General features: G+C 64.5%; 13 protein-coding genes and 3 tRNA genes. 8 read left to right on the plus strand and 8 right to left on the minus strand.

Annotation, left to right across the window (positions count from 1 at the left end; genetic code table 11):
- Positions 1-431: 431 nt before the first annotated feature.
- Entirely contained in the window at positions 432-1,136 is a 705-nt protein-coding gene (locus R2N03_RS17055; RefSeq protein WP_316658984.1) for a response regulator transcription factor, read from the plus strand.
- A gap of 316 nt (positions 1,137-1,452) precedes the next feature.
- Here the strand turns inward: R2N03_RS17055 and R2N03_RS17060 are convergent, their stop codons facing one another.
- Positions 1,453-2,208 (minus strand): FadR/GntR family transcriptional regulator, encoded by a 756-nt coding sequence (locus tag R2N03_RS17060; RefSeq protein WP_316658985.1) that lies wholly within the window; start codon positions 2,206-2,208, stop codon positions 1,453-1,455.
- A gap of 90 nt (positions 2,209-2,298) precedes the next feature.
- Between R2N03_RS17060 and gudD the strand changes: the two genes are divergently transcribed.
- From gudD to R2N03_RS17075, 3 genes are all read left to right on the plus strand, one after another.
- Positions 2,299-3,669, plus strand: a complete 1,371-nt coding sequence (gudD, locus tag R2N03_RS17065) for a glucarate dehydratase (RefSeq protein ID WP_316658986.1) — start codon at positions 2,299-2,301, stop codon at positions 3,667-3,669.
- A 95-nt stretch (positions 3,670-3,764) separates the two neighbouring features.
- On the plus strand, positions 3,765-4,703 hold the full coding sequence (locus R2N03_RS17070; protein ID WP_316658987.1) for an aldose 1-epimerase: 939 nt from the start codon (positions 3,765-3,767) through the stop codon (positions 4,701-4,703).
- Positions 4,704-5,140: 437 nt separating this feature from the next.
- Positions 5,141-5,494, plus strand: coding sequence for a hypothetical protein (locus R2N03_RS17075; protein WP_316658988.1), 354 nt, complete (start codon positions 5,141-5,143; stop codon positions 5,492-5,494).
- Positions 5,495-5,582: 88 nt separating this feature from the next.
- On the opposite strand, the gene R2N03_RS17080 is transcribed toward R2N03_RS17075, so the two are convergent.
- Together R2N03_RS17080 and R2N03_RS17085 are read right to left on the minus strand one after the other, a co-directional pair.
- A tRNA-Lys gene (locus R2N03_RS17080) sits at positions 5,583-5,658 on the minus strand.
- A 14-nt stretch (positions 5,659-5,672) separates the two neighbouring features.
- Entirely contained in the window at positions 5,673-6,617 is a 945-nt protein-coding gene (locus tag R2N03_RS17085) for a LysR family transcriptional regulator (RefSeq protein ID WP_316658989.1), read from the minus strand.
- A gap of 92 nt (positions 6,618-6,709) precedes the next feature.
- On the opposite strand from R2N03_RS17085, the gene R2N03_RS17090 reads away from it, so the two are divergent.
- Positions 6,710-7,813 (plus strand): YeiH family protein, encoded by a 1,104-nt coding sequence (locus R2N03_RS17090; protein WP_316658990.1) that lies wholly within the window; start codon positions 6,710-6,712, stop codon positions 7,811-7,813.
- 358 nt (positions 7,814-8,171) lie between these two features.
- On the opposite strand, the gene R2N03_RS17095 is transcribed toward R2N03_RS17090, so the two are convergent.
- From R2N03_RS17095 to R2N03_RS17115, 5 genes are all read right to left on the minus strand, one after another.
- Positions 8,172-8,262 (minus strand) — tRNA-Leu (locus R2N03_RS17095).
- Between the two features lie 80 nt (positions 8,263-8,342).
- Positions 8,343-8,418: transfer RNA gene (locus R2N03_RS17100), tRNA-Asn, on the minus strand.
- Positions 8,419-8,498: 80 nt separating this feature from the next.
- Positions 8,499-8,825 (minus strand): ferredoxin FdxA, encoded by a 327-nt coding sequence (gene fdxA, locus R2N03_RS17105; protein WP_316658991.1) that lies wholly within the window; start codon positions 8,823-8,825, stop codon positions 8,499-8,501.
- A 177-nt stretch (positions 8,826-9,002) separates the two neighbouring features.
- Positions 9,003-10,700, minus strand: coding sequence for a single-stranded-DNA-specific exonuclease RecJ (gene recJ, locus R2N03_RS17110; RefSeq protein ID WP_316658992.1), 1,698 nt, complete (start codon positions 10,698-10,700; stop codon positions 9,003-9,005).
- A 6-nt stretch (positions 10,701-10,706) separates the two neighbouring features.
- Positions 10,707-11,786, minus strand: a complete 1,080-nt coding sequence (locus R2N03_RS17115; RefSeq protein ID WP_316658993.1) for a hypothetical protein — start codon at positions 11,784-11,786, stop codon at positions 10,707-10,709.
- 70 nt (positions 11,787-11,856) lie between these two features.
- Between R2N03_RS17115 and R2N03_RS17120 the strand changes: the two genes are divergently transcribed.
- The 3 genes from R2N03_RS17120 (at position 11,857) to R2N03_RS17130 (ending at position 14,738) form a co-directional block, all read left to right on the plus strand.
- Positions 11,857-13,107, plus strand: coding sequence for a lipoprotein-releasing ABC transporter permease subunit (locus R2N03_RS17120; protein WP_316658995.1), 1,251 nt, complete (start codon positions 11,857-11,859; stop codon positions 13,105-13,107).
- Positions 13,100-13,828 carry a lipoprotein-releasing ABC transporter ATP-binding protein LolD gene (gene lolD / locus R2N03_RS17125; RefSeq protein WP_316658996.1) on the plus strand — a complete coding sequence of 243 codons (729 nt, stop codon included), beginning with the start codon at positions 13,100-13,102 and terminating at the stop codon, positions 13,826-13,828. The genes R2N03_RS17120 and lolD overlap by 8 nt, the downstream gene beginning before the upstream one ends.
- 97 nt (positions 13,829-13,925) lie before the next feature.
- A complete protein-coding gene (locus tag R2N03_RS17130; RefSeq protein WP_316658997.1) occupies positions 13,926-14,738 on the plus strand; it encodes a TatD family hydrolase in 813 nt (270 codons plus the stop codon).
- Position 14,739 lies beyond the last annotated feature (1 nt).

Raw genomic sequence — 14,739 nt, forward strand, 5'->3', positions numbered from 1 at the left:
CCACAAGGCGGCCGACATCGCCGAACTGCTCCCGCATCGCTGGACGCCCAGCGCCACCTAGCTGGCAAGACGGGTTCACCGGGTGCTTACGACATACGCGGGTGAAACACCCGATCGAGAGACGGCGGCACCTGGGCACGACCCGGAAGCGCAGGCAGAGCAACCCATGCATCACCGGCCACCCAAGGCGCCACGTATGTTGAGCAAGACCGCGACCGATGTACTGAGCGAGTGCGAATACGAATGCGTTCGCATGCGACTGCATCAAGCCCTGCGTGGCAACGGGAACCCACTGCAGGGTTTGCGCGTCTGGCAGGCCGGTCGGCGCTTATTCAATCCGTGCGCCGCGGGCAAGGAGCGGGCCGATGCGCACGATGGCCATCGCGTCTCGAACTGATCGCGCCACGCACGGACATCCAAGACACTGAGCCATGAAAATCGGCCTGATCGACACGCATATCACTCGCCAGCAGGCGATCCACTCCGCGCTGCAGCCAACGCGTTTTGAATGCGTGCCGCTGTTTCTTTCCCGTCAGGTATTCGAGGCGATCGACCTGCACGGGATCAACATGCTGATGGTGGGCTCGCACGCGCACGACATGCCTGGCCTTTCGCTGGTGCGCCACGTGCGTGAGCGCGTTGGGCCCAGCCTCGCGATTATCTATCTTGGCGATGGGCAGGCCGATACCGAGACGGCCGACGCGCTCAACCACGGCGCCGACCTGTGCTTCCAGGGCGAGATTCGCCCGCCGGAACTGCTGGCCAGGCTCGACGCGCTGATCCGCCGCTTTGCCGTGAGCCGAGCGGTCCGTGTGTCCGAAATCCAGTTGGGCGCCTACTCCATCGACCGGCAGAACCGGTCGATCCGCGTGCGCGGCATGGCCGTGTCCGTGCACGCCCGCGAGTTCGAGTTGGCGTTGCTGCTGTTTGCCAATGCGGGGCGCGTGCTTTCCCGCGCCGATATCGAACTGGCACTCTGGGGTCGTGAGCTGAGCCCCTACTCGCGTACGCTGGACACGCATGTCTCCCGGTTGCGCAAGAAGCTTCAGCTGGGCGCCGAGAATGGCCTGCGTCTGCGCGCCATCTACGGGCAGGGCTTTTGCCTGGAGCGTGTCGTGGAGAGTGAAGCCGCCTGATCCCTTCGGACTCACGCAAGATGGAACGCCCCGAAATTCGGGGCGTTTTTCTTTGTTCGCGGCAAAAGAGGGCGGGGTGTCATTGCCAAAAGAAACGCCCTGATACTCGGTAAGGCAGTATCAGGGCCAAGAAGGCCGCGGCTCTCTCTTCCGCCGCCGGAGCGCACCCACGAGGGGTCGGTGCACGCTCAGGTTACGCGGCTGGCGGCCGAAGACTACAAACCATTATCAAGGGGGCCCGGATTCGCCCGGCGCACGCGGCCGATGCCTCCATGCGATCAGACGTCATACAATGTCAAGTGTGTTTTCCAGGCGATCAGCCGGCGGGCCGAGTGGTCTGGCTGTCGACCGCTTCTTGTGCGCGGCGCAGCCGTTCGCGGCTGTTTGACAGGTGCATGCGCATGGCTGCGCGGGCGGCTTCCGGGTCCTTACGGGCGATGGCTTCGAAGATGCTGTGGTGCTCGCGATTGACGGTGGCGCGCAATTCCGGCGCATTCAGGTAGCCCACCTGCGAGAGGTTCATCCGTGTGCGCGGAATGAGAGTCCTGCCCAATTGCGCAAGCGCGCCCACGAAGTGTTCGTTGCCGGTTGCTCGCGCAATGCTCAGGTGAAACAGCAGATCGGATGGGGCACTGTCGTTGCCATCCGCCTGATCTTGCTCGATGGCCTCGAGTGCGGCGCGCACGGCGTCGATACCCGCTGGTGAAATGCGCAGTGCGGCCAGCCCCGCGCACTCGGTTTCGATCGCGACACGCAGTTCGAGCATCGAAAGGATATCGTGCAACGTAGAAGCGTCGCCGAGTGGGATGCTGTTGTCAGCCCGGGGTGGCAGTACAAAGCTGCCGATGCCATGGCGTGTTTCGATCAACCCCTTGGCTTGCAGCCGGGAAATGGCTTCGCGCACCACTGTGCGGCTCACGCCCAGCGCTTCCATCAATGCGGATTCCGTCGGCAGCTTGTCGCCCGGCCGCAGCAAGTCCGCCGCGATGCGCCCTTTGATGTGATCCACCACCACATCGGCCAGGCTGTGCGTGCGGCGTGCTAGCGTTGCGGGGGAACTGGCGGTGTCCATGCGGTCTCCGGTGGGGCGGTACGGGTTTACCAGGGGTGGATTGAGGTCGGTGGGCCCATTATAGTCGCGTCTCTAGTTGTACGACGACTGATGACATACGTGATGACGATGAATCACCAAACCACCGAATCCCGCGCATGTACGCCGCGTGTCACCCGCCTGCGGGTCATTCCCGTGGCGGGGCGCGACAGCATGCTGTTGAACCTGAGCGGCGCCCACGGTCCGTTCTTTACTCGCAATATCGCCATTCTGGAAGATTCCGAGGGCCATGTCGGCGTGGGCGAAGTGCCCGGCGGCGAGGCCATCCGCAAGACCATCGAAGATGCGACGCCCCTGGTTGTCGGACAACCGATCGGTGCGTACAACAACGTGCTCAACAGCGTGCGCCGCCAGTTTGCCGATCGCGATGCGAGCGGGCGGGGCCTGCAGACCTTCGACCTGCGTACCACGGTGCACGCCGTGACCGCCCTGGAAAGCGCGTTGCTCGATCTGCTCGGGCAGCATCTCGGCGTGCCGGTGGCAGCGCTACTCGGGCAGGGGCAGCAGCGCGCCAAGGTGCCCGTGCTCGGCTACCTGTTCTTCATCGGAGACCGTAAGCGGACCGATCTGGACTACGCCGACGGCAGCGACGCGACCGACGACTGGACGCGCCTGCGCCACGAAGAAGCGCTCACGCCCGAAACCGTCGTGCGCCTCGCCAGGGCTGCGCACGCGCGGTACGGATTCAAGGATTTCAAGCTCAAGGGCGGTGTGCTGAGCGGCGATGATGAAATGGTTGTCACCACCGCGCTGGCGGAGGCGTTTCCCGAAGCGCGCGTCACGCTGGACCCGAACGGTGCGTGGTCATTGGCCGAGGCGATTCGCCTCTGCCGCGACAAACATGACGTGCTGGCCTATGCCGAAGACCCGTGCGGCGCAGAGAACGGCTATTCCGGTCGCGAGGTGATGGCCGAATTCCGCCGCGCCACCGGCCTGCCGACGGCAACCAACATGATTGCCACTGACTGGCGCCAGATGGGGCACGCGATCCAGTTGCACTCGGTCGACATTCCGCTGGCGGACCCGCATTTCTGGACCATGCAGGGCTCGGTGCGCGTGGCGCAGATGTGTGACGACTGGGGCTTGACCTGGGGCTCGCACTCGAACAACCACTTTGATATCTCACTGGCCATGTTCACGCATGTGGCGGCCGCAGCCCCGGGCAACATCACTGCCATCGATACGCACTGGATCTGGCAGGATGGCCAGCGCCTGACGCGTGAGCCGTTCGAAATCGCGGGTGGCGAGATCGATGTGCCGGCTGCGCCGGGTCTCGGCGTGACACTTGATATGGAGCAGGTGGAGAAGGCTCACGCGCTGTATCGGCAGCATGGCCTCGGCGCGCGAGATGACGCGATCGCCATGCGGCAGCTCATTCCCAACTGGCAGTTCGACAACAAGCGCCCGTGCATGGTCCGGTGAGGCGCGTGATGACGACAGCTGGAGCGATCGGGCACAAGCGTTGTCCCCGGGTGGGGTGAGTGGATTGGCAGGGTCGGCATTCGCCGTTCGTTCTGATGAAAAGAAAATCTTGGCTTGAGCCGGGCGCGGTGCACATGCTGCGCGCCGGCGCATTGACAATGGATGTCGCACCCGCGCTGGGCGGGCGGATTGCCTCGCTGACCTCGGTTGTTAAAGGCGGCGGGCGCATCGACTGGCTGGTGCCGATGTCCGAGGCCTGCCTGCGGGAGGGCTTTGATGGGCAGGTATGGCCCAAGGCCGGCTGTTATCCGTTGTTGCCGTTCTCGAATCGCATTCGCGACGGCCGTTTCCAGTGGGGCGGGCGCGAGATCGGTCTCGCGCCGCACCCCGGCCAGCCGCATGCAATGCATGGGCTGGCGCATGCGCGTGCATGGGAGGTTGAGCAACTGAACGCCTCGTCGATCGTGCTCGGCCTGCGTTACGTACCGGAGCCCGGAAACTGGCCTTGGCCGTTCACGGCGATGCAGACGCTGACGCTCAACCCGGATGGGCTCGAGGCCGTGATGACCCTGCGCAACGAGGGTGACAGCGATATGCCCGCGGGAGGCGGGTTCCATCCGTATATTCCGCGCGGGCGCGGCATGCACGTGCAGTTCGATGCGGCAACGATGTGGCCCGTCGACGCTGGTGAGGTCGCCATTCGCCGCGAGCCCATCACAATGCGCGAGGACTTCCACCGCGCCCGCGCGTTGCCCGACGACGCGCTGAGCGTGTACTACAGCGAATGGAAGCAACGCGCCGTCGTGTCATGCGCGGATGGCGCGACGCTCACGCTGAGTGCGGACGATCCCCTCGACCACTTCATTCTCCACGCGCCTGCCGGGCAGCCTTACGTTTGCCTCGAGCCGGTTTCGCATGTAGCCGATGCGGTGAACCTGGCCGGACAGGGTTGGGGGGGTACCGGTCTGCGTGTCCTCGCGCCGGGCAAGACGATGCGACTGCGCATGCTGTTTCAGGTGGCCGCAGTCGGTTGAGGCTGGAGCGCAAGCGGAGGGAGGCTTATGCCCTGGTGGTCCGCGACCAAATGACCGCAGACGACGTTCATGTCCCGATGCGCTGGCTTGGTTCCGGCAGGTGCCGGTGCCTGCCATATGCGCCCCGTAAGCAAGCGTCGTCCGGGTCGGCAATTGATGCAATCACTGGCACGTCAAGGTTGCCTCGACGACAGCATGGGACGCGCCGGCATTTCAAGCCAGCATGATCTTCAGCGGTGGCGAGGGCGCTTGCCCAGTACGTTCTTGCGCCGGCTCACCACGGTCAAGCATTGACCCCCGTCAACGGAACGGCCCGTGGGCTTACTAGACTTTGTCTATCGCACTCGACGATTGCGTCCCGACACCGGCGAACACGGCGGCGCCTGTCTCGATGCAGTCTGGATCGTCTGGTGTCAGATCAAACCTGGGAGCGAGCGATGGACAGAAAACTCATGATGACGGTACTCGTTGTTGCGGCAGCGACGTCTGCCTCGGTCTATGCACAGACGAAGTCGGATGCCCCTTATACCGAGGGTCAGCGGACCGGCAAATTCGATCCATATACGGAGGGCGCCAAACAGGACAAGCGCGACTGGGAGGGGGGCAGGAACGCCAATCGCGATCCTTACACGGAGGGCGCGAAGCAAGGTAAGCGCGACCCCTATACGGAAGGCGCCAAACAGAAAAAGCGCGACTGGGAGGGAGGCAGGAACGCCAAGCGTGACCCTTACACGGAGGGGGCGAAGCAAAGCAAACGCGATCCGTACACGGAAGGGACTGTCTCGAAGTGAGTGCGGGCGGCGCCTTCGTGCTTGTACAAGCGGTGTGCTGCGACCAATGAAAAAGGCCCGACAGTTGCCTGTCGGGCCTTTTAAATACTGGTGGGGCGTGAGTGACTCGAACACTCGACCTACGGATTAAGAGTCCGCTGCTCTACCAACTGAGCTAACGCCCCGGGAAGAAGCGAAACTATATCAACGTTTTTTCGATCGCGCTAGCCCCCTGTGTCATTTTTTTCGAGTCACCAGCATGACGATGCAGGGCGTCGATGAACTGCGTCAGGCCATGCGTCGGGTGCTTGTCGTGGTGACGCACGATGAGCAGCGGGCGGGCAATGCGCGGTAAATTGCAATCGAGTTCGACCAGCCGTCCGTCATGCAGCGCATCGGCCACCACGTGGCGTGACAGGCAACTGATTCCGTAGCCGGCAGCCACCGTGCGCTGGATGGCCTCCGAGTGGCCAAGCTCGAGCGCCACGTGCAGCGGCCCAATGAGCGCGGCGATCCGGCTGTCGATCAGTTCGCGCGTGCCTGAGCCTGGCTCACGCATCAGCCAGCCGGCTTCTCGCAGTGCGTTGTGTGACACGGGCCCGCTCGCAAGCGGGTGCCCGGGCGCCGCGACAATCACCATCTCATCCTCGATCCACGTTTCGATTTCGAGCGACTCGCCACGGCAGGTGCCCTCGATCAGGCCGATGTCCACCTCGAAACGCTGCACGGCGTCGACTACGTCCTGTGTATTGCCGATCAGCACGTCGAGCTGGCTGTCGGGGGCGATCTGCTGCCGGAAGCCCGCGAGGAGGGCGGGGAGCACGTAGTTGCCGATCGTGCTGCTGGCCGCGAGCTTCAATCGCACACTGGCCTGCGCTGTGGCGTGCTCCAGCGCGTCGGCGTGATCCAGCAGCGCCTGCGCCTGCGGCAGCAACTGGCGGCCCAGTGCATTCAGATGCAGGCGCCGGGCATGGCGGTCGAACAGGGGTTGCCCAAGCGTCGATTCGAGCTCGGCCAATGCTGCGCTTACCGCAGATTGCGACAGCCCCAGCTGTTCGCCGGCCGCGGTGGTCGTCTCGCACCGCGCGATGGCCGCAAAGACGGCCCATTGACGGAGCGTGGCGCGTGGAGGAGATGTATCCATAAAACTGGTCGTTATTATAGAAATTACCCGTTTTACATGTTATCACGCGATGCATATCGTTATGCGAATAACGAATAAGCAAGGCGAATGTGATGACGATTGCTCAGGAAAGATTGGCGCCCCAAGGGGTTGCTCCCCGGTTTGACGCATACACGCTGGTCAGCGTGGGTGTCTTGGTGGCATGCGCGGGTTTGGCGGTTGTGCTTGGCGGAATGGGCTGGGCGGCGCGCCTCGGGTTGAGTGCGCTGACGCTGGCGATCCTGCTTGGCATGGTCGTGGGTCACGTGCCGGGGCATCAGCGTTGGCTCACGCCCGGCGCGATCCAGTTTGCGCGGCATACGCTGTTACGTGCGGGCGTGGTCCTCTACGGTGCTCGGCTGACGCTGACCCAGATTCATGATCTGGGTGCCTCCGGCGTGGCGATTCCGCTGACGATTCTTGTCGTGACCATGCTGTCGGGGACGTGGATTGGCACGCGCTGGTTTGGCCTGGCGCGGTCGCAGGCCATTCTCGTGGCGGCCGGCAGTGCGGTGTGCGGCGCGGCGGCGGTGCTGGCCGTGGCGCCGGCGGTCAAGGCGCAACCGCGCGAGACGGCCGTCGCAATTGCCAGCGTGGTGCTGTTCGGCACACTGGGGATCTTCCTGTATCCGTGGCTTTACACGTGGCTGATGCATGCCGGCATGGCAATCTCGCCGCAGCACTTCGGCGTGTATATCGGATCGACCATGCATGAGGTCGCACAGGTGATAGCGGCGGCGCGGCCGCTGGGCGATGAGGCGACCAACGCGGCGGTCGTCAGCAAGATGGTCCGTGTGTTGGCTCTGGCGCCGTTGCTGGTCGTGCTCGCGTGCACCACGCCGACCCGGGGTGAGGCGCATTCGGAGAATGCGCGCGAAGGTGCGCTGCGTCAGGCGGCCAGCCAGGCCTGGAAGGCGATGCCGTGGTTTGCGGTGGGCCTCCTGGGCGTGACGCTGATGAACACGGTCGGCGTCATTCCCGCCGCATGGCACGCCCCTATCGATGCAATCGACACCGCCATGCTCGCTTGTGCGATGTTCGCAATCGGCACGCAAACGCATGTGCCGATGCTGCTGAAATCCGGCGTGCGGCCGCTGCTGTGTGCGGCGGTGCTGTGGATCGGACTCGTCGGTGTCGGTGCGCTGATCAACGTCGGCTCGCGCTGGCTGCTGGGCTGATCCTTTCGCTTCAAGCGCCTCGCGCAATAGCGTCAGGTGGACTGCGCGCGCACGCGCGTGGTATCTGAGTCGCGGCTTCCATGCCGCGGCTTCGTTTTTCAGGATGGGCGTGTTCCGGAATGAACAGCCATTGCGAATGAAAGCGCGAGGGTTCGTCACGCGCAGCGCCTGCGCAATCCATCAACGCCGCGCCTGATGCCGTCATGACTTGGCGCCTGGTGTGCGCAAGCGCGCGTGGCCTGCTTGCAACGATCTCGCCGCGGACCGTCGCGACACCATCGCAGCGACGCGAGGATGGCAGGGGCCCGGCGGATGCGCCGCGCGAAATCAGGTGAGGTCAGGCTAAGGGAGGGAGGCATGGTGCCCGAGGCCGGGATCGAACCGGCACGCGCCGATTAGGGCGCAGCGGATTTTAAGTCCGCGGTGTCTACCAATTTCACCACTCGGGCTTGGGCGACCGGTGCAGACGATACACGAGACCGATGCCGCAAATGAAAACGCCCCGCACGAAGCGAGGCGTTTTATTTTTTGGCTCCCCGACCTGGGCTCGAACCAGGGACCTACGGATTAACAGTCCGGCGCTCTACCGACTGAGCTATCGGGGAACAGCGAAGAAATGAATTTTAGCTAGTTTCCTTTCTTCTCGTCAACACTTTTTTGTGATGACGGTGAAAAGGGCAGGAGGTCAGCGCTCCAGATACTGCAGCTTGTCCTTCACGTCCTTCCAGTCGTCGGCGTCGGGCAGGGGTTGCTTGGTCTTGGTGATGGACGGCCAGCCGGCTTGCGCCAGTTCGACATTGATGGCGATCCACTGCTGCTGATCGGCCGGCACGTCTTCTTCGGCATAGATGGCGTTGACCGGACACTCAGCCACGCAGACGGCGCAGTCGATGCACTCGTCCGGGTCGATGGTCAGAAAGTTCGGGCCTTCGCGGAAGCAGTCGACGGGGCAGACGTCCACGCAGTCGGTGTACTTGCAGCGGACACAGCTTTCGGTAACGACGTGAGTCATTTCGCTTGGAAGTTGATGCTAGGAATTCGTGGGGCGCGCGACCATGGTAGCGGCCGCACAAGACATCGCGCATTGTAACGCACCCATTGCGGCCAACGGCTGCGTCGGCTGCGCGCCGTCAGACAGTTTTGGCATGTGTTTATGCGCTGGAGCAAGGTTTCATGCCGACCCTGAACGCTATTGCGCATGCTCGATCACCATCTGCACGCGCGTGACGCCGTTGAACGTGTTGTTGTCGAGCCGATAAGCCACATAGGCAGACGCCCCGAGAGGCTCCGCGTGGTTGAACCAGATGGCGTCAAAGTGCTGCTTGCCGCGTCCGAGCTTGAGCTTGAGGTGCTTGTCTTTCAGCACCGCCTGCGACAGCACGTCGAACTCACCGCAGAAGCTCGGTGCCGGAAATCCCTGCCCCCACACGTGGTGTTCGAGCAGCTCCACAAACTGTGGCGTGAAGCATTCCGGATCGGCCTCGCCATCGGTTTCCAGCACGCGCGCGAGCAGGGCCTCGGTCAGCCGTTCCTGGCCGACGGCTTCGAAGGTGGCGACGAATTCGTCGAAGCCGCTTTCGCGCAGCGTGAGCCCCGCCGCCATCGCGTGGCCGCCGAACTTGACGATCAGGCCCGGGCAGCGCTTGTGCACGGCATCGAGCGCGTCGCGTAGGTGAAAGCCTGGAATCGAGCGGCCCGAGCCCTTGATGACCCCGTCGTCACCGGGGGCAAAGGTGAACACGGGGCGATGGAACTTGTCCTTGATCCGCGACGCGACGATGCCGATCACGCCCTGATGCCATGTCTCGTTATAGACGGCGATGGTATGACGCCCCGTGCCATCCATGCCATCGATCGCGGAAGCGAGGATGGCCAGCGCTTCCTGTTGCATGCCGGCCTCGATTTCGCGGCGCTCGCGGTTCATGCCATCGAGCTCCGCGGCGATCGTCATGGCGCGATCATGGTCGTTGGTGATCAGGCATTCGATGCCGAGCGTCATGTCTGCGAGGCGCCCGGCAGCGTTCAGGCGCGGGCCCAGTCCGAAGCCGAGGTCGAATGTGGACGCGCGATGCGCCTCACGGCCTGCCACGCGGAACAGCGCGGCGATACCGGGGCACATCCTGCCTGCGCGCATGCGCTTGAGGCCCTGCGCCACCAGCAGGCGATTGTTCGCATCGAGCTTGACCACGTCGGCCACCGTGCCCAGCGCCACGAGGTCGAGCAGCGTGTCCAGCCGAGGCTGGTCTTGCGGCGAGAAGATGCCGCGGTTGCGCATTTCCGCGCGCAGCGCCAGCAGGACGTAAAACATCACGCCCACGCCTGCCAGGTGTTTGCTGGGGAAGGTGCAGCCCGGCTGGTTCGGATTGACGATCACGCGCGCGTCGGGCAATTGCGCGCCCGGCATGTGGTGATCGGTCACCACGACATCGATGCCCAGGGCATTGGCCGCCGCAACGCCCGCCACGTCGGCGATGCCGTTGTCGACGGTCACGAGTACGTCCGGCTTTTCTCGCGCGGCCAAAGCCACGATTTCAGGCGACAGCCCGTAGCCGTACTCAAAGCGGTTCGGGACGATGTAGCTCACCTGCGCGCCAAGCATGCGCAAGCCGCGCACGCCGACGGCGCACGCCGTGGCCCCATCGCAGTCGTAATCAGCAATGATGAGCAGACGTTTGCCGGCAGCGATGGCGTCGGCGAGGTAGCGCGCCGCCTCGTCGATGCCCTTGAGCTGCGACGGTGGCAGGAGGTCGGCCAGCTCGGTCGACAGTTCGTCGGGGCGGGCGACGCCGCGTGCGGCCAGGATGCGCGCAAGAACGGGGTGAATTCCGTGGCCAGCCAACGTGTTGGCGGCCTCTGTGGAGTGCGGACGGACAGCGATGCGGGTCATGCAGGATCAGGCAGCCATGGAAAGCGGGGACAGCGCGTCGCGCAGGGTACGGGGGCGGCTGAAACGGCGTAGCCAGCCGAACGGACCGTGGGCCAGTTCGCGGCGCGTGACACGGTAGTGTGCGTAGTGCGAATCGCCGGTGAGGACAAGCGACACCGCGTCGATGCGGCCATCCGCAAGTGCGTCGGCGGCGGGCGTGAACCAATCGCGGTCGAATCTGCGCAGGGTTTCGAGCCAGTCGTACCAGTCGGCTGAAAGATAGGGCCGGGCGGCGGCATCGAGCAGCGCCGCCGCGCTGGTGTCATCGGCAGGAAGGGCGCCAAGCGATTCGGCGCACAACTCGGTCGCATGGGCCGCGTGACACAGGCCGGCGAAGAATGCGTCGGAACCGATCATGCGCTCGGCAATCGGGCGGGCATCGACCAGCGCGCCCTGGCCGAACAGCCAGACCGAATTGACCGGCAACAGGCCGCGTGCTTCGCGTGCCTGATTGACGGGGTGGTCGTACCAGGTCATCTGGATCTCGTTCTGGAACTTGCGCCAGGCGCGCTCCTGTTCGCCCTTGTGCATCCAGATGTCGATGTTGTGCCCCGTGGCGCGCTGCGGGGCGGCCGCAACCAGATCGCCGAATGGCGCGTCGGCGACGTACCAGCGCGCGGCGTGCGGGGCGTCCAGCGTCAGGCGCATGTCGGCCAGCAGCGGCGCGATGGCGGCGCGCAGGGCGTCGGCGTCGGCGGCTTCCAGGCGGAGCTGGGCCGGGTCGAGCATCACCAGATGGTCCCGGGCGGCGTGGATGTGCACCGGCTGCAGGCATGCCCAGGTGCGGGTGTCGGCGGCCCCGCCGTCGGCCAGGCGCATGTACGGGGCGGAAGGAAGCGGCGAAATCGGGAGCCCCGCATGGGCTGCCAGCCAGCGCTCGTGGGGCAGCGTCGGCAGGTAGGCGTCGTCATGGCGCTCGCGTTCCGTCTCGCGTGCGTGCGCAAGCAACCTTTCGAGGCCTGGCAAGGTCAATTGACGGTAAGCGTCATCCGCCACCTCGGCAGCGGGCGCGCAAAACGGGACAATCAGGGTGAGTTCAGGAATCATGGCTCCAAGATTGTAAACTTCCGGCTGCCCGGCGAGTGCGCCGGACTCATCACACCCACGGGGACCCCCCTTGAAATTTCCATACGAATGGCAGATTGGCTGGCGGTACACGCGTGCAAGCAAACGCGCCAGCCGCAACAGCTTCATCTCTTTCATCTCGCTCATCTCGATGCTAGGCATCGCGCTGGGGGTGGCGGCGCTGATTATCGTCCTCTCGGTCATGAATGGCTTCCAGAAAGAAGTGCGTGACCGGATGCTGTCGGTGCTGTCGCATATCGAAGTCATGGCGCCGACCAGCCTGCCCGACTGGCAGCGCACCGCAAGCGAGGCCATGCAGAACAAGGAGGTGATCGGCGCCGCGCCGTATGTCGGTGCACAGGCCATGATCACCCGTGACGAGGCTGTGCGCGGTGTGCTGCTGCGCGGTGTGTCGCCGGCCGATGAGCCGAAGGTGTCCGACATCGCCAAGGATTTCAAGTCCGGCAGCATCAATGACCTGAAACCCGGCGAGTTCGGCATCGCCCTGGGCAGCCAGTTGGCCCGAGGCCTGGGCGTACAAGAGGGTGACAAAGTGACGCTGGTGGCCCCGCAGGGCACCATCACTCCGGCTGGCGTATTGCCGCGCTTGAAGCAGTTCACCGTGGTGGGCGTGTTCGAGTCGGGCCACTACGAGTTCGACAGCTCGCTGGCGCTGGTCAACATGGACGACGCCGAGCGCCTGTTCAGGCTGGATGGTCCGACGGGCGTGCGCCTGAAGCTGGTCGACATGGACCGCGCGCCGCAGGTGGCCGAGGCGCTATCGCGCACGCTGACCGGCGAGCTCTACATCCGGGACTGGTCGCGCCAGAACCGCAACTGGTTCGCCGCCGTCAAGACCGAGAAGAAGATGATGTTCATCATTCTGACGCTCATCATTGCGGTCGCGGCCTTCAACCTTGTCTCGACGCTGGTGATGACGGTCACGGACAAGCAGGCCGATATCGCCATCCTGCGCACGATGGGGGCGCAACCCGGGTCCATCATGAAGATCTTCATTGTGCAGGGCGTGGCGATCGGCTTTATCGGGACGTTGCTGGGCGTCGCCTTCGGCACGCTGGTCGCGTACAACATCGATGTGATCGTGCCCTTCATCGAGCGTCTCTTCCACGTGCAATTCCTGCCGCGTGACATCTACTTCATCAGCGAACTTCCCTCGGACCCGCGCGTGAACGACATTGCGACCATTGGCATCATTTCCTTCATCCTGGCGTCGGTAGCGACGCTGTATCCGAGCTGGCACGCCTCGCGCGTGAACCCGGCGGAGGCGCTGCGCTATGAGTGAGGCCGTCATGACTTCCATGGAAACGCCCGTGGCGGCGCCGACGGGTACGGTGCTGCAGGCGGAGGGGCTGTGCAAGTCGTTCACGCAGGGCGGGTTGAATGTGGACGTGCTCAAGGGCGTGGACATCCGCATCGGTGTCGGCGAGAAAGTGGCCATCGTGGGCGCATCGGGCTCGGGCAAAAGCACGCTGCTGCACGTGCTGGGCGGGCTGGACGTGCCGACCTCCGGCCGCGTCTCCCTGCTCGGCAAGCCGTTCACAGCCATGAAAGAGCGCGAGCGCAACACCCTGCGAAACCGGGCGCTGGGCTTCGTGTACCAGTTCCATCATCTGCTGCCGGAATTCACCGCGCTGGATAACGTGGCAATGCCGCTGCGCATCCGGGGCGTGGAAGAAGCGCAGGCGCGCCACACCGCCCAGGCGATGCTCGAGCGTGTTGGGCTGGGCCCGCGAACCGCGCATCGTCCTGGCGAGCTCTCCGGCGGCGAGCGTCAGCGCGTGGCCATTGCGCGTGCGCTGGTGGGTTCGCCCGCCTGCGTTCTCGCTGATGAGCCCACCGGCAACCTCGACGACCACACGGCTGGCGAGGTGTTCAACCTCATGCTGGAGCTGACGCGGACGCTCGGCACCAGCTTCGTCATCGTCACGCACGACATCGAACTGGCTGGCCGCTGCGATCGCATTCTGCGGCTGCGGGACGGTCATCTGCACCAGGAGCGATGATTGGCGGTGCGCAAAGTCCATCCAGTATCAGAACTGTCGGATTCCAGGATCCCGGCCATTCAGATACGTTGCCGCTTTGCCGAACGCTGAGCCTGCCATGTGGATCGACACCCATTGCCATCTCGATGCCCGCGAGTTTGACGCTGACCGCGATACCGTGGTCGAGCAGGCGCGGGCCGCGGGCGTCAGCCACATCGTGGTACCCGCCGTGGCGCGCTGGAACTTTGATACGGTGCGCGCCCTGGCGCACCTGCATGATGGCTGCAGCTACGCGCTCGGCATTCATCCACTGTGTGCCGCCGAGGCCAGCGATGAGGATCTGGCCGAGTTGCGCCGCCAAGTCGCCGCGTCCATGGATGACCCGCGTTTCGTGGCCGTGGGCGAGATCGGACTCGATTTCTTCATTCCGGATCCCAACGTCGAGCGACAGAACGCTGTGTATCAGGCGCAGTTGCGCATCGCGCGCGAGTTCGATCTGCCCGTGCTGATGCACGTGCGAAAGTCGCAGGACCAGGTGCGTAGCGCGGCGGCCAGGGCAGGTGTGCGGGGCATCGCGCATGCGTTCAATGGCAGCCCCGATCAGGCGCGCCGCTACGTGGATGCCGGTTTCAAGCTCGGGTTTGGCGGCGTGTTCACGTTCTCGCGCGCGAACCGTGTTCGCCGGCTGGCTGCCGAGCTGCCCATGGAGGCCATCGTATTGGAAACTGATGCGCCGGACCTCGCGCCCGCCTGGCTATCCGACGATCAGTTCGGCGCGCAGGTCGGTACGCGCAATGCGCCGGCGGAGGTCGCAGGTATCGCGGCTGCCCTGGCGCAACTGCGCGGCATCACCATCGACGCGCTGGCCGACCAGGTGCGCCGCAATAGCATCGAGGCTATTCCCCGCCTGGCTTCTCTGCTGCAAGCCTGAC

It is taken from the genome of Ralstonia condita (assembly GCF_958405655.1).
Lineage (GTDB): Bacteria > Pseudomonadota > Gammaproteobacteria > Burkholderiales > Burkholderiaceae > Ralstonia > Ralstonia condita.